Raw genomic sequence first — 14,587 nt, forward strand, 5'->3', positions numbered from 1 at the left:
CGGCCTGGAATGTTGCCATGAGAATCCTGTTGGCCCCGATGGAGGGGCTGGTCGACGACCTGATGCGCGAACTGCTGACCAGCATGGGCGGCATCGACCAGTGTGTCACCGAGTTTGTCCGGGTTACCAGCCATCTGCTGCCCAGCAAAACCTTTTATCGACTCTGCCCGGAATTACTGCAGGGCGGACGCACGGCGGTTGGCGTGCCGGTCAGCGTACAGCTACTGGGGTCTGATCCCGCCTGCCTGGCGGACAATGCCGCCCGGGCAGCGGAACTGGGTGCGCTGGCAGTGGATCTGAACTTTGGCTGCCCTGCTCCCACGGTCAATCGTCATTGCGGTGGCGCGGTGCTGTTGCGTGAGCCGGCACGCTTGCAGCAGATTGTCCGGGCCGTCAGGGAAGCTGTGCCCGCCGGGGTGCCGGTCACCGCCAAAATGCGACTGGGCTACGACGACACCTCACTGACGCTGGACTGCGCCCGCGCGCTGGCCGAGGGTGGCGCGGCAGAGCTGGTGGTGCATGCGCGCACCAAACTGGAAGGTTATCGCCCGCCGGCGCACTGGCCATGGATTGCCCGCATCCGTCAGGCGGTAGCGATCAATGTGGTGGCCAATGGTGAAATCTGGTCGCTGGAGGATGCCCTGGCCTGCCGTCAGGCCAGCGGCAGCGCCGATATCATGATTGGCCGTGGGTTGGTGGCGCGCCCCGACCTGGCCTGGCAAATTGCCTGCCAGCAACGGGGGCTGCCGTATCAAGCACGCAACTGGTCGCAGATGCAGCCGGTGGCACAGCAGTTTTTTCAGCTGTTATGTCATCGGGCCGACAGCCAGTATCCCCAGGCACGGCTCAAGCAATGGCTGGCGCTGGTCAGCCGGGTATTTCCGGCGGCACAGCCTTTGTTGCAGCAGGTGCGTCAGCTCACCACGGTGGCGGCGCTGGAGGCCACGCTGGCTGAGTCGCGCTTTTGGGATGACTAAATTATGACCATGATATTTTATTTTGTGTACTATAGTTAATAAGCATCAGTTTTACCTGCCATGCCCCAGTATGGCATACGCCGTTTGCACGGCAAGGAACCTTCATGTCATCGCGCCATCCGCCCACCCAAATCCTGCTGGTCTGCATGGGGAATATCTGCCGCTCACCCACCGCCGAAGCCATTGCCCGCGCCCAGGCGCACGCCCGTGGCCTGGGCGGACGGGTGACACTGGACTCTGCTGGCACGCACGCTTACCACGTTGGGGAAGCCCCCGACCCGCGCGCCATCGCCAGCGCCAGACAGGCCGGTTACGACCTGACCGCCTTGCGCGCGCGCCAGGTGAACGCGATCGACTTTGCCCGTTTTGACTGGATTATCGTAGCCGACCGGCAAAACCTGGCCGAGCTGCAACGCCGCTGCCCGGCAGACCATCAGCACAAACTGCAGCTGATGTGCGCCTGGCTGGAGGGGCAGGACGTGCCCGATCCGTATTACGGCGGGCCAGAAGGGTTTGTCGACATGATCCACCTGCTGGAACAGGCGATGGCGGCCATGCTGGCGCAGCTGTGTCCCAGCAATCAAGCGGCACAGCGCGGCACGCCAGGGGGCACAGATGCACACTGACAGCCCGCCAGCGCTTTGGGACGAAGACGCCGATGACGATGCACAGGCCAGCAACTGGCCATTGGGGCTGGCGCAGGCCGACTGGCAACGGGCGGTGGGCGATGTGCTGTTCGAGTGCTGGCTGCCTACCCGCCAGTTGCGCTGTTCTGCCCAGCTGCGTACCTTGCTGGAACTGAGCGCGCTGCCATCCGACCCCTGGGAGGCCCTGCGCGAACGGGTACACCCCGAAGACCGCGCCGGCCTGCGCCACGCACTGGACACCTGCTGGCGCTCCAAAACCGGGCGGTTGCGCCATGAATACCGGCTGCGCACCGACCAGGGCCACTATCGCTGGGTGCTGATTCGCGGCTTGCTGATTGAGCGCGACGCGCATGGCGTGCCCCAGCACATGCTGGGTGTGCTCAGTGATATTTCGGCGCGCAAACAAACCGAAGCCATGTTGCAGCGGCATGAACATCTGGTGGCCAGCAGCTCGGACGCCATGTCGTTTATCGATGCCAATCTGGTGATTGTGCTGGCCAACCAGGCGATGAGCAGCCGCTTTGGCCTGCGCCCGGAGCAGGTGGTGGTGCGCAGCATTGCCGAAGTGTTTGGCCAGACCCTGTTTGTGGAAAGCATGCGCGACGGGCTGCAGCGGGCGCTGGCCGGTGAAGCGTTGCATTTTCAGCGCTGGATGGTGTACCCGGCACAGGGCCGGCGGTATGTCGATGTGCGTTACGACCCGTGTGGCCAGCCTGGCGACCCCTCGCACGGGGTGGTGATTACCGTGCGCGACATGACCGATTCTGCCCGTCAGTCCTTGCTGATGGCGCAAACCCAGCGCGCGGCCCAGGTGGGTGGCTGGGAAATCGACAGCCTGCGCCATGAGGTGTTCTGGACGGAAGAAATGTTTGCCCTGCTTGGGTTGGCTCGTGACCAGCAGGCACCGTCATTTGACGCGTTGCAGGCGCGTCTGCCGGCTCAACAGGCCGAACAACTGAGCCGCCAGTTGCAGGCGGCCATGGCCGGCACGCTGTCCGAGTTTGAGCTGGAGCTGGACCTGGCTGGCAACACACGGGTGCCCGACCGGGTGCTGTATCTGCAAGGGCGCAGTGAGCATAGCGCCCGACGTGGGGTGGTGCGGGTGTTTGGCTCGATTCAGGATGTCACCGCCAGCAAGGCGGCGCAGGATCAACTCAGGCTGGCCGCCACGGTGTTTGAATGCAGCCGGGAAGGGGTGTTCATTGCCGACGCCAAGCGCCGGCTGGTGGCAGTCAACCCGGCGTTTTGCCGGATGACCGGCCTGCGCGCCGACAGTGTGCTGGGCCAGCCGGTGCGCTGCCTGACCTCACCTCACCACGACGAAGCATTTTATCAGCAGCTGTGGCGCACTGCCGAGCAGGAAGGCGGCTGGCATGGCGAGCTGTGGGGCGTCAACAGCCAGGGGGAAAACTACCCGCAATGGGCATCGCTGACCACCGTGCGCGAAACCGATGGGCATATCAGCTATTATATTGGTATGTTTGCCGATATTTCGGCGCGCAAGGAAGCAGAAGCGCGCGTGCATCAACTGGTGCACTTTGACAGCCTGACGGATTTGCCCAACCGGGTCTTGCTCCAGCAATGCCTTCCAGATATGCTGAACGGGCATCGCTACACCCATCGCGGCCTGGGGGTGCTGTTCATCGACCTTGACCGCTTCAAGAACATCAACGACACCCTGGGCCATCAGCTGCTGCGCCAGGTGGCCGCCCGCTTGCACACCGGGCTGGGCCGCGAGGACTTGCTGTGCCGCTATGGCAGTGACGAATTTGTGCTGGTGCTGACCGGCATCGACCAGCCCACCGAGCTGGCCCGCCGCGCCGCACTGATTCAGGACGCCTTGCTGCAGCCACTGTGGGTGGCCGGCACCGAGTTGGCCCCCACCGTATCCATCGGGATCAGCGTGTTTCCCCAGGATGGCGGCAATGCCGACACCCTGCTGCAACATGCCGATGCGGCGCTGTACCACGCCAAATCGCAAGGCCGCAATAATGTGCAGTTTTTTACCGAGGCGCTGAATCTCCGCGCCAGCGAGTTCCTGCAGCTGGAGCACAGCCTGCGCCGTGCCTTGTCGCGCCATGAGTTTTGCCTGCATTACCAGCCGCAGATCAATATGGCCACCGGCCAGCTGGTGGGGATGGAGGCGCTGATTCGCTGGCAGCATCCTACCCTGGGGCTGGTGGCACCCAGCAAGTTCATTCCGGTGGCGGAAGATACCGGCATGATTGTTGCGATTGGCGAATGGGTGATGCTGGAAGCCTGTCAGGAAGCCCAGCGCTGGCAGCGCGAAGGCCTGACCGATGTGCCGGTGGCGGTGAATCTATCGGCCCATCAGTTCCGCGCCGGGGTCAAGGATTGCGTGTCCCGCGCGCTGGCCCTCAGTGGCCTGCCGCCGCAGCGACTGGAGCTGGAAGTGACGGAAAGCCTGGTGATGGGTGAAGCGGATCAGGTGATTGCCAGCCTGCGTGAATTGAAAGAGATGGGGTTGATTTTGTCGATTGATGACTTTGGGACCGGGTATTCCAGCCTGTCTTATCTGAAGCGGTTTCCGATTGATCGCCTGAAGATTGATCGATCGTTTGTCTGCGATATCGCCAGGAACCAGGACGATGCCGCAATTACCACGGCAATCATTCATCTGGGCCACAATCTGCGCCTGGAAGTGGTGGCCGAAGGGGTGGAAACCCCCGAGCAATGGCAGTTTCTGCGTCAGCATGGCTGTGACCATGTGCAGGGCTACTGGATCAGCAAACCACTGGACAGCGCCGCGCTGACAGTATTTTTACGCAACTGGCGCCAAGGATTGCCCTTATGACGGCTTCTTCTCCCCGCCTGCCGGCCAGTTTTACCCTGACCCCCAGCCACACCGCCGATATCGTGCTGCCGTTTCAGCCTGGCGAACGCCGGGCCAGTGGCACCGTGGTGGTGGTGGGCGCGTCCACCGGTGGCACCGAGGCACTGAAAACCCTGTTGTGCCAGCTGCCGGTGAGCATGCCGCCGATTGTGGTGGTACAGCATATGCCGGAAATGTTCACCCGCTCGTTTGCCAGCCGGCTGGACACGCTGGCGGCCTTGCGAGTCAAAGAGGCCGAACAGGGCGATGTGCTCAAGGCAGGGACGGTGTATATTGCCCCTGGTCATTCACATGTGCTGATTACCGCATCAGGCGGTGGGCTGAGCCTGCGCCTGTCGGACGCGCCAGAGGTGAATCGACATCGGCCTTCAGTGGATGTCTTGTTCCGTTCTGCGGCCAATGTGCTGGGACGTGCGGCGATTGGCGTAATCCTGACGGGCATGGGTCGTGACGGCGCGCGCGGCATGGCGGAAATGAAACAATGCGGCGGCTATAATCTGGCCCAAGATGAAGCCAGCTGCGTGGTGTTTGGCATGCCCAAGGAATCGATTGCCCTGGGCGGGGTAAACGAAGTGCTGCCATTGACCAATATTGCCTCACGTTTGATCGCATTATGTGAAAAGCGTACCACTTGGCCGCCGCATTAAGTAAACTCACGTAATTCTCCGGCTTGGGCCGGTTCATTCGAGTGGACGGAGACCTTCTGCATGCGCGATGAAGCTCGCCACGCACTGCCGGTGCTGGTCGTTGAAGACGACGCCGACCTGCGTGAAGCGATAATTGATACCCTGAGCCTGGCCGGCTACGCCACGCTGGAGGCCGCAGATGGCCACCAGGCGCTGGCGTGCCTGAAGCGCGAGCTGGTGGGCCTGGTGCTGTCGGATGCGCAGATGCAGCCCATGGATGGCTATCAGCTGTTTGCCGAGCTGCGCAGCCGCCACCCTGGCATCCCATTCATTCTGATGACCGCCTACGGCGTGATCGAGCGCGCCATCGAGTTGCTGCGCAACGGTGCATCACACTATCTGCTCAAACCATTTGAGCCGGATGGACTGATTACCGAAGTAGAGCGCCACATTCTCAAGCCGCGCAGCCGGGCCGAGCCGGACATGGTGGCGCAGGATGCCAGCATGCAGGAGGTATTGCGTCTGGCCAGCCGGGTGGCGGTGACTGACGCCACCGTGCTGCTCAATGGTGAAAGCGGGGTAGGCAAGGAGGTTGTGGCACGCTTCCTGCATCGGCATTCCATGCGTGCGGATGCACCGTTTGTGGCGGTCAACTGTGCGGCGATTCCGGAAAACCTGCTGGAGTCCACCCTGTTCGGCCACGAAAAGGGGGCCTTCACCGGTGCCAGCACCAGTTTTGCCGGCAAGTTTGAACAAGCGCAGGGCGGCACCTTGTTGCTGGACGAAGTTTCGGAAATGCCGCTGGCGCTGCAGGCCAAATTACTGCGGGTGCTGCAGGAGCGCGAACTGGAGCGGGTGGGCGGAACACGCACGCTGAAGCTGGATGTGCGGGTGATCTGCACCACCAACCGGGTTTTGGCGGATGAGGTCAGGAAAGGCACATTCCGCGAGGATCTGTATTTCCGGATCAACGTGTTCCCGCTAACGATTCCGCCTTTACGCCAGAGAAAGGGTGATATCGTGCCGCTGGCGCAGCATTTTCTGGAAAAATATGCCCCGACACACAAAAAACACCCGGTGCCCGCACTATCGGCAGCAGCTATCGAGCATTTGACGGGTTACCAGTGGAACGGTAACATCCGTGAGCTGGAAAATGTCATGCAACGGGCATTGATCCTCTCTTGTGGAGAAAGCATCCTCCCGCAGGACCTGATGCTTCAGGTTCTGTCACCTCCGGAATGCACTGCCCCGGACGCCACGCCGGGCGAAAGCGAAGGGGCTGCAGCGCCAACAGAAGACGATATGAGCATGCACCTGTTGGAAAAGCGGCATATCCTTGATACGCTGGCTACCGTCAACGGGGTGCGCAAGTTGGCCGCCGAGAAACTGGGCATCAGCGAACGGACCTTGCGCTACAAATTACAGCGTTACCGCGAAGAAGACACCGCTCCATCCGGAGCGCAAGAACAATCTCCGGCAGAAACCCTGCCGGCTCATCAAATGTCAGGAGAACAGCATGTCTGTACAAGGCATTGATCAGGTTTTAGGTGAAATGCGCGGCGTTTCGGCCCTGGCTTCCGGACGCGCGCCAGACCCTGCTGCCGCCATACCGCCTGGCGTAGACTTTGCGGAAGTGCTGCGCTCGTCGATCGAGCAAGTCAATACGGTTCAGCAAACCTCGCAAGACCTGCAAAAACGTTTCGAGCTGGGTGACGAAAACGTGAATCTGCACGACGTGATGATTTCGTTGCAGAAGGCAAGCCTGTCGTTCCAGACCATGGTTCAGGTGCGGAACAAGCTGGTCACGGCTTACCAGGAAATCATGAACACGCAGGTGTAAGCACCGGTTTTTCCGGCAGCAGACACGGTGGCTTTTCTGCCCTTAGCGGGTGGCAACTACATGTAGATTTTTATGGCAGAGATTGCAGAACAAGGCAATAACCTGAGACAGAATCGCGTGCGTGAAAGCATGGAGCGTTTCCGGGAACTCCCGACAAACAAACGCACCCTGCTCTACGTGGGTTTAGCCGCGATTGCCGCCCTGGTCATTGGCACCGCACTGTGGATGCGTGAACCCACCTGGAAAGTCCTGTTCAGCAATGTGTCTGACAAGGACGGCGGGCAGATCACCACTGCATTGCAGCAGATGAACGTTCCCTACGAGCTTTCTCCGGGGGGCACGATTGCCGTGCCCGCCGAGAAAGTATACGAAACCCGGCTAAAGCTCGCCTCGCAAGGCCTGCCCAAGGCCAGCGGCGTGGGTTTCGAATTGATGGACAACCAGAAGTTCGGCATCAGTCAGTTTGCCGAACAGGTGAACTACCAGCGCTCGGTGGAAGGCGAACTGGCGCGCACCATTCAGGCGCTGAGCACGGTGGAAGCGGCCCGAGTGCACCTGGCCATCCCCAAAAACAGCGTTTTTCTGCGCGAACAGCAAAAACCTACGGCATCGGTGGTGCTTAACCTCAACCCTGGCCGCCTGATTGACGCCACCCAGATTCACGGCATCATGAATCTGGTATCGTCTGCCGTACCTGGGCTGCCGCCACGCAACATCACCATTGTCGACCAGGAAGGCAATCTGCTGTCGTCGATGGGTGAGCTGAACCAGCAAAACCAGAATGGTCTGGACCAGCGCCAGCTGACCTACGTCAAGGAAATCGAACAAACTTACATCAAGCGCATCGAAACCATCCTTGAGCCAATCTTTGGCAAGGGCAACGCCCGCGCCGAAGTGACCGCCGAGCTGGATTTCGCCCAGCGTGAGCAAACCTCGGAAAACTACACCCCCAATTCGCCGCCCAATGCCGCCGCCATCCGCAGCCAGCAGATGCACGAAAGCACCGAGCGCGAACCGATTGGCCCAGGGGGCGTGCCGGGTGCCTTGTCCAACCAGCCTCCCAATGCTGCTGCTGCGCCAATTACCCTGCCGCCGGGCACGCAAGCCGGGATCACCGCCAACGGTCAGGCTGCACCAGACAAATCCAGCAAGAAAGACTCCACGGTCAACTACGAAGTGGACCGCACCATCCAGCACACCAAGCTGCCGGTGGGGGCAATCAAGCGGGTGTCGGCTGCCGTGGTGGTGAACTACAAGAAAAAAGTCGACAACAATGGCGAGAGCAAGTTTGTTCCGCTGACCCAGCAGGAGCTGGGCCAGATCAACAATCTGGTCAAGGAAGCCATGGGGTATAACCCGACGCGGGGTGACACCCTGAACGTGGTTAACGCCGCCTTTGCCGACAACACCGCCCGCCCGGCGCTGGAACAGCGCGCCATCGACTTTGTCACCGAAAATATCTTTGACATCGCCAAATGGGGCCTGCTGCTGCTGGTGCTGCTCTACCTGATCTTCGGCATCATCCGTCCGATCGTGCGCGAGGTGATCAACCCGCCAGTGCCGGAAGAAGAATACCCGGATGGCCCGGCTATCGAAGGCGAAGAGCTGACTGGTGAAGAAGGCGACGAAGTGGTTGACGACGTAGAACTGCAGCGCCGTGAATACGCGGCCAACCTTGAGGCTGCACGCGAGATCATCCGCAACGATCCGCGCATGGCTGCCCAGATCATCAAGGAGTGGATTAGCGATGAGTGATGCCGGCGTGCGCCGTAGCGCAGTCCTGCTGTTCAGCATTGGACAGCAGGATGCGGTCGAGGTATTCAAATACCTTGGCCCGAAAGAAGTGCAGAAAATCAGTACCAACATGACCCAGATCACCAATCTGAGCATTGATGAAATCGCCACGTCGATCCAGCTGTTCCGTGACGAAGCCAAGATGCGCGCCTCGATTGGTGCCGCTGACGAATACCTGCGTCAGGTGCTGGTGGAAGCCCTGGGCGAAGACAAGGCCTCCAACCTGCTGGACAAGATTTTTGCCGGCAACGACAACTCGGGTATCGAAAGCCTGAAGTGGATGGACCCGTCCTCGGCTGCCGACCTGATTCGCAACGAACACCCGCAGATCATCTCGACCATTCTGGTTCACCTCGAACCCGATCAGTCCAGCGCGATCATGCAGCATTTCTCCGAACGGCTGCGCAACGACGTGCTGCTGCGGATTGCCACGCTGGAAGGCGTGCAGCCGCAGGCGATCCGCGAGTTGAACGACGTGCTGACCCAACTGCTGTCGGGTTCGGACCGGATGAAGAAGAGCGCCATTGGCGGCGTGCAGATGACCGCCGAAATCCTCAACTTCATGGGCAGTTCCTACGAAGCCTCGGCGCTGGGCTCGATCCGCGAATACGATCCGGAACTGGCGCAACGCATTCAGGACAAGATGTTCGTGTTCGAAAACCTGTGCGATCTGGACAACCGTTCGATCCAGGTAATCCTGCGCGAAATTTCGCCAGAGTCGCTGATTACCGCGCTCAAAGGCACCAGTCAGGAGCTCAAGGACAAGATCTTCAAGAACATGTCTTCGCGGGCGGCAGAAATGCTCAAGGACGACTTCGAGGCCAAAGGCCCGGTCAAGGTGTCCGAAGTGGAAGCCGAACAGAAGGAAATTCTCAAGATCGTGCGCAAGCTCGCCGACGATGGTCAGATCGTGCTGACCGGCAAGAGCGGGGAAGAAGGCGTTGTCGAGTAAAATCATTTCCGCTGGCGACCTGCAGGGACAGCAGCTGCAAACCCTGCAATTTGCCTCGTTTGGCCAGGGTACACCCAACTCCCGCCTGGCCAGGACGACGGCTGCCATCGCGCCCAAGGTCACCTTGCCATCCAACATGGACCTGAGCGCCTTGCTGGCGGCAGCCGGCGTGGACGACCCCGCGGCCAGGGCGGCGGTAGCGGCTGAACCGTCGCTGCCCGCCTCAATGCAGGTGGATGCCGATGAAGCTTCCGCGTTGCTGGCACCAGATCCGATCCTGGACGGCGAAAACGCTGATGCTGGCGTGGATGATGCCAGTGATGAACCTGACGCTGAGCCGGAACCCGACATCCCGGAAGAGCCTGAACCGCAATGGCCAACGGCGGCCGAGCTGGAAGCCATCCACCAGGAAGCGTATCAGGCAGGCTATGATGCCGGCCACGCCGAAGGTCTGGCGCGAGGCGCTGAAGCGGGTCATCAACAGGCATTCGACCAGGCACAGCAGCAATTTGACCAGCAGGTGCAGGCCTTTGCCCAGTTGCAGGATGCCTTTCAGGCCAATCTGAGCGAGCTGGAAGTGGAAATTGCCCCGGCGCTGCTCAAGCTGGCGGTGAATGCCGTGGAAAAACTGCTGCACGACCAACTCGCCACCAAGCCTGATGCCGTGCTGGCCGTGATCAAGCAGGCCCTGCAAGTGATTCCCACCGAAGTGGCCCGCGCCACGGTGCGCGCCCATCCGGCAGATATTGCCGCCCTGCGAACATTCTTGCCGACGCAAACCCCGGATACCCTGTGGCAGTTTGTTGAAGACGCCAGCATCACGCAGGGCGGTTGCCTGGTGGACATGCCGTCTGCCAGCCTTGACCTGACCCTGCAGACCCGCTGGAAAGCCCTGCTGGCCACCCTGGGAGCCGACGCCGATGTCGGCGCTTGATCGCTGGCTGGCGTATCTGGGGGCCTGTGAGCAGACCCTGGATGAAGCCGTGCTCTGGCAACCCAAAGGCCGGTTGACCCGTGTTACCGGCATGGTCATGGAAGCCGTTGGCCTGCGTTTGCCGGTGGGCAGCGCCTGCGTGATTGAAATCGACCCACATCATCGGGTGGAAGCCGAAGTGGTGGGCTTTTCTGGCGATAATCTGTATCTGATGCCGGTGACCAATGTGCATGGCCTGGTGCCAGGCACGCCGGTTTCTGCGCTGATTTCCCATCACCCCCCGCAATACGAACACCAGCAGATTCCACTGAATGCCAATGGCCCGTTTGGCCGTCAGGTGCCGGTAGGGGCCAGCCTGCTTGGACGCATTCTTGATTCGCTGGGACGACCCCTGGATGGCCTGGGTCCGATTCACCCCGATGCCTATTACCCGCTGTATGCCCAGCCGATCAATCCGCTGGGACGCACCCCGGTGCGTGATGTGCTGGATGTCGGTGTCAAGGCCATCAATGGCCTGCTGACCGTGGGACGCGGCCAGCGGCTGGGCCTGTTTGCCGGCTCTGGCGTGGGTAAGAGCGTGCTGCTGGGAATGATGGCCCGGTTCACCAAGGCCGACGTAGTGGTGGTTGGGCTGATTGGCGAACGGGGCCGTGAAGTCAAGGACTTCATCGAGAACATTCTGAGCGAAGAAGGCCTGGCCCGTTCGGTGGTGGTGGCCGCCCCGGCTGATTCGCCGCCGCTGATGCGTTTGCATGGCGCGGCTTATGCCACCGCGCTGGCTGAATATTTTCGCGATCAGGGTTTGTCAGTGCTACTGCTGATGGACTCAGTCACCCGTTATGCGATGGCACAGCGGGAAATCGCCCTGGCGATTGGCGAACCGCCAGTCACCAAGGGCTACCCGCCGTCAGTATTTGCCAAACTGCCACAGCTGATTGAGCGGGCGGGCAATGGCGGCAATGGCGGCTCGATTACCGGGTTTTATACCGTGCTATCCGAAGGCGATGACCAGCAAGACCCGATTGCCGATTCGGCGCGGGCCATTCTGGATGGTCACTTTGTGCTGTCGCGCTTGCTGGCCGAGTCTGGCCACTACCCGGCCATTGACATTGAACAGTCGATCAGCCGGGTGATGGTGGATATTGTCAGCAAGCAGCAGCTGGAAACCGCACGGAATTTCAAGCAACTGTATTCGCGCTACCAGCGCAACCGCGACCTGATCAACGTCGGGGCCTATGTGTCCGGCTCTGACCGCATGCTGGACGAGGCAATCCGTTTGCACCCGACCATGGAAACCTTCCTGATGCAGGCCATGGACGAGTCTTACGATCTGGACAACACCCAGTTCCTGCTGGGCAATGTGTTAGTATCCTGAGCAGCGTTAACCCATGCCGGCATGGCTTTCCGGCATGGTCAGTGATTCAGGCAGCACGCTGCCAAACCTTACATCCCGCTATGGCGGGAACCAACGAGTCAGGAAGTTTGCATGGCCGTCAGCAAGTATCAGCTGTTGATTCGCCTGGCCACTGAAAAATGTGATGACGCTGCCCAAGTGATGAACTACGCCCGTCAGCGTATGGAAACAGCGCGTCAGCGCCTGCAGCAGCTGGCGCAGTTTCTGGCGGATTATCTGCATCGGCGAATTGCTCAGGGCGAACAAGGCATGGCCGCCGGCCAGTGGGTGGATTATCAGAAGTTTATCGAGCGTTTGCAGGAAGCCATTGCCGTACAGCGCCAGGAAGTGGACAGTAGCCAGAACGCCTATCAGCAGGCAACCGACGCCTGGCAGGCGGCACGAAAAAAACTGAAAGCCCTGGAAAAACTCCAGGAGCAGGAAGATATGCGAGCCCGTTTGCGCGAAGCCAAACGGGAGCAAAAACAAACGGATGAATTTGCCGCCCGGATTTTCCGGGAATCCAAGTCCAGAACGTGAAAAATCATCTGGAATGCAAATTGCTTGGCTACGCCAAAACCTTCCTCAGGGGCGCTTGCAATGACCATCAAAATTATCTCGAATGCACCCACGGCGACGCCGTCCACCTCTTTGTTCAAGCAGCCGGGCAGCGCAAACGCGGGGGCCATCGACCTGTTTTCCAGCCTGCTGGGCGGACAACTGGGCGAACTGGACACGTTGCTGGGTGACACGCTGAACAAAAGCACCTTGCAAAGCGAAGATGCCGCGCTGTCACCGCTGGCCCGCAAGCTGAAAGCCCTGAAAAACACCCCTGAAATCACCCAGGAAGCAACAACCCCCACCCCCACCCCGGATACCAATCTGGCCGCCATGCTGAGCGCGGCGGCCCTGCTGCCTTTGCCTGCCCGGATTCCCGCCCCGGCGCGCGATCCTGATGCCGTGACCGAAGGATCGGCCCAGCCTGAGCTAGGCGTTTCCACCGATCTGCTGGTGAGTGCCGATGCCGAGCAAGCCGCCACGTCGCAAACCATCACGTCACCAGCCTTGGTCCAAGTGCCAGGCACCACCACCGTGGCTGCGCCATCCAGTGAAGCCAGCGACACAGAATCTGCCGCTGCTGCCAACACCAGCGCCGCCTGGGTGGACCCCAAGCTGGCAACCGCACCCGCGCCGGCCACCGGCCAGCAGCCCCCCGCCTTGACCTCATCTGAGCAAAAACCGCGCGTTGAACTGGCCGTGGCCACCGAATTGCCGTCCAGAACAGCGGCAGAACTTGCCGCCAACGGACAAAAATCTCGCCAGGATGCGGCAGATTTTACCCAGGCACTCAAGGAAACCGTCGCCGAAGCCACCACCAGTACCGCTCCGCTGGCCAGCGATGGCCGGCAGATTCAAGTGGCCGTGCCCAGCGCCCAGCGCGGTGTGCCAGCACATGTGATCACCATTCCAACCCCGGTGGGACAGCCGCAGTGGGCCGATGACGTGGGCCAGCAAGTGGTGGTGATGATGAACAGCCGGCTGGAAACCGCCCAGCTGCAAGTCACCCCGCCTGATATGGGGCCGGTGGAAATTTCGCTGAAAATGGGTAATGATGGTTCTGCCCAGCTGTCGTTTGTTTCCGGTGTGGCCGAAACCCGTCAGGCGCTGGAGCAGGGCCTGCCCCGCCTGAGCGCCATGCTGGCTGACAACGGCATTCGCCTGGCGGATGCCCAGGTGTCGTCTGGCCAGGGACAGAATTCCCGCGATGCATCACAGTTTGCCCAGCAAGGGCAGGCAGGCCAGGGACAGGGTCAACAAGGTGGACAAGCAAATGGACGCCCGGCCACCGCCCAAGAGCTGATTGCCGCTGGTTTGCCAGCGGATACGGTGGCGGTGAATATGCCGATTCCGAGTAGCGACGTGAGCATCTACGCCTGACCACATGCGGACGTCACAGCATTGTGTTAATGTTGGGCAAGAAAAAAATATCCAGCAATTTCTCTGAAAATCTGGAAAAATAACTCGCTGTCTGTACAGCATCATCAACATCAAGGTCGTAAACATGGCACAAAGCAAGGCAACTACGGCAGCTCCCAATCAGAAACCGGCTGGCAACAAGCGCACGATGGTGATCATCATCTCCGCGCTGGCGGCTGTGCTGATCCTGCTGGCCGGTGCAGTGGGTTATCTGTTTTTGAACAAGCACAACCAGAATGGCGAAGACGGTCCGGCACTCGGCGCGCCAGGCACCTTGCCCGTCTTTGAAAAAATGGACGCCTTCGTGATCAACCTCAGCGGCGAGCAGGGTGGCATGCTGCAGGTCGAAATGGAAACCGAGCTGTCGGCAGAAAGTTCGCGCGAAATCGTCAAGGCGTATACGCCCAAGATTCGCAGCGCCATCATCATGCTGCTGTCGTCCAAGAGCGCCCAAGAGTTGTCCAGCGCCGAAGGCAAGGCCAAGCTGCGCAACCAGATTCGTAAAATCATCAATGAAACGATTGGCGCCAGCCCGGATCGTCCGCTGGTGGTCGGGGTGGTGTTCACCTCGTTTATTGTCCAGCAATAAAGGC

At 60.5% G+C, this 14,587-nt stretch carries 13 protein-coding genes; all 13 read left to right on the top strand.

The features are described 5' to 3' along the window. Window positions 1-17 precede the first annotated feature (17 nt). The 13 genes from BXU06_RS10035 (at window position 18) to fliL (ending at window position 14,583) form a co-directional block, all read left to right on the top strand. The gene (locus BXU06_RS10035) at window positions 18-977 is read left to right on the top strand and encodes a tRNA-dihydrouridine synthase (RefSeq protein WP_077299165.1); all 960 of its coding nucleotides are present in this window, start codon (window positions 18-20) and stop codon (window positions 975-977) included. A gap of 104 nt (window positions 978-1,081) precedes the next feature. Further along, entirely contained in the window at window positions 1,082-1,603 is a 522-nt protein-coding gene (locus tag BXU06_RS10040; RefSeq protein ID WP_077299167.1) for a low molecular weight protein-tyrosine-phosphatase, read from the top strand. Then, entirely contained in the window at window positions 1,593-4,439 is a 2,847-nt protein-coding gene (locus tag BXU06_RS10045; RefSeq protein ID WP_077299169.1) for an EAL domain-containing protein, read from the top strand. Before BXU06_RS10040 ends, BXU06_RS10045 begins: the two co-directional genes overlap by 11 nt. Continuing rightward, window positions 4,436-5,125, top strand: coding sequence for a CheB methylesterase domain-containing protein (locus BXU06_RS10050; protein ID WP_077299171.1), 690 nt, complete (start codon window positions 4,436-4,438; stop codon window positions 5,123-5,125). The genes BXU06_RS10045 and BXU06_RS10050 overlap by 4 nt, the downstream gene beginning before the upstream one ends. Before the next feature lie 60 nt (window positions 5,126-5,185). Then, window positions 5,186-6,640, top strand: a complete 1,455-nt coding sequence (locus BXU06_RS10055; RefSeq protein ID WP_077299173.1) for a sigma-54 dependent transcriptional regulator — start codon at window positions 5,186-5,188, stop codon at window positions 6,638-6,640. Next, window positions 6,621-6,944, top strand: coding sequence for a flagellar hook-basal body complex protein FliE (gene fliE / locus BXU06_RS10060; protein WP_077299175.1), 324 nt, complete (start codon window positions 6,621-6,623; stop codon window positions 6,942-6,944). Before BXU06_RS10055 ends, fliE begins: the two co-directional genes overlap by 20 nt. A gap of 72 nt (window positions 6,945-7,016) precedes the next feature. Beyond that, the gene (gene fliF, locus BXU06_RS10065; RefSeq protein ID WP_077299177.1) at window positions 7,017-8,699 is read left to right on the top strand and encodes a flagellar basal-body MS-ring/collar protein FliF; all 1,683 of its coding nucleotides are present in this window, start codon (window positions 7,017-7,019) and stop codon (window positions 8,697-8,699) included. Beyond that, on the top strand, window positions 8,692-9,690 hold the full coding sequence (gene fliG, locus BXU06_RS10070) for a flagellar motor switch protein FliG (protein WP_077299179.1): 999 nt from the start codon (window positions 8,692-8,694) through the stop codon (window positions 9,688-9,690). Before fliF ends, fliG begins: the two co-directional genes overlap by 8 nt. Continuing rightward, the gene (locus tag BXU06_RS10075) at window positions 9,680-10,624 is read left to right on the top strand and encodes a FliH/SctL family protein (RefSeq protein ID WP_077299181.1); all 945 of its coding nucleotides are present in this window, start codon (window positions 9,680-9,682) and stop codon (window positions 10,622-10,624) included. The genes fliG and BXU06_RS10075 overlap by 11 nt, the downstream gene beginning before the upstream one ends. Continuing rightward, window positions 10,611-11,999, top strand: coding sequence for a flagellar protein export ATPase FliI (gene fliI / locus BXU06_RS10080; RefSeq protein WP_077299183.1), 1,389 nt, complete (start codon window positions 10,611-10,613; stop codon window positions 11,997-11,999). The genes BXU06_RS10075 and fliI overlap by 14 nt, the downstream gene beginning before the upstream one ends. 111 nt (window positions 12,000-12,110) lie before the next feature. Beyond that, on the top strand, window positions 12,111-12,557 hold the full coding sequence (gene fliJ, locus BXU06_RS10085) for a flagellar export protein FliJ (protein WP_077299185.1): 447 nt from the start codon (window positions 12,111-12,113) through the stop codon (window positions 12,555-12,557). A 60-nt stretch (window positions 12,558-12,617) separates the two neighbouring features. Beyond that, complete coding sequence (locus BXU06_RS10090) at window positions 12,618-13,955, top strand: flagellar hook-length control protein FliK (RefSeq protein ID WP_077299187.1); 1,338 nt, start codon at window positions 12,618-12,620, stop codon at window positions 13,953-13,955. A 124-nt stretch (window positions 13,956-14,079) separates the two neighbouring features. Continuing rightward, window positions 14,080-14,583, top strand: a complete 504-nt coding sequence (gene fliL, locus BXU06_RS10095) for a flagellar basal body-associated protein FliL (RefSeq protein WP_077299189.1) — start codon at window positions 14,080-14,082, stop codon at window positions 14,581-14,583. The last annotated feature ends 4 nt before the right edge of the window (window positions 14,584-14,587 follow it).

The organism is Aquaspirillum sp. LM1 (assembly GCF_002002905.1).
Classification (GTDB): Bacteria; Pseudomonadota; Gammaproteobacteria; order Burkholderiales; family Aquaspirillaceae; genus Rivihabitans.

Bases quoted from the DNA above. Each gene is read 5' to 3' on its own strand.
- BXU06_RS10040 (WP_077299167.1), top strand. From the start codon at position 1,082: ATGTCATCGCGCCATCCGCCCACCCAAATCCTGCTGGTCTGCATGGGG.
- BXU06_RS10045 (WP_077299169.1), top strand. From the start codon at position 1,593: ATGCACACTGACAGCCCGCCAGCGCTTTGGGACGAAGACGCCGATGAC.
- BXU06_RS10050 (WP_077299171.1), top strand. From the start codon at position 4,436: ATGACGGCTTCTTCTCCCCGCCTGCCGGCCAGTTTTACCCTGACCCCC.
- fliL (WP_077299189.1), top strand. From the start codon at position 14,080: ATGGCACAAAGCAAGGCAACTACGGCAGCTCCCAATCAGAAACCGGCT.
- fliI (WP_077299183.1), top strand. From the start codon at position 10,611: ATGTCGGCGCTTGATCGCTGGCTGGCGTATCTGGGGGCCTGTGAGCAG.
- fliF (WP_077299177.1), top strand. From the start codon at position 7,017: ATGGCAGAGATTGCAGAACAAGGCAATAACCTGAGACAGAATCGCGTG.
- BXU06_RS10090 (WP_077299187.1), top strand. From the start codon at position 12,618: ATGACCATCAAAATTATCTCGAATGCACCCACGGCGACGCCGTCCACC.
- fliE (WP_077299175.1), top strand. From the start codon at position 6,621: ATGTCTGTACAAGGCATTGATCAGGTTTTAGGTGAAATGCGCGGCGTT.
- fliG (WP_077299179.1), top strand. From the start codon at position 8,692: ATGAGTGATGCCGGCGTGCGCCGTAGCGCAGTCCTGCTGTTCAGCATT.
- BXU06_RS10055 (WP_077299173.1), top strand. From the start codon at position 5,186: ATGCGCGATGAAGCTCGCCACGCACTGCCGGTGCTGGTCGTTGAAGAC.
- fliJ (WP_077299185.1), top strand. From the start codon at position 12,111: ATGGCCGTCAGCAAGTATCAGCTGTTGATTCGCCTGGCCACTGAAAAA.
- BXU06_RS10035 (WP_077299165.1), top strand. From the start codon at position 18: ATGAGAATCCTGTTGGCCCCGATGGAGGGGCTGGTCGACGACCTGATG.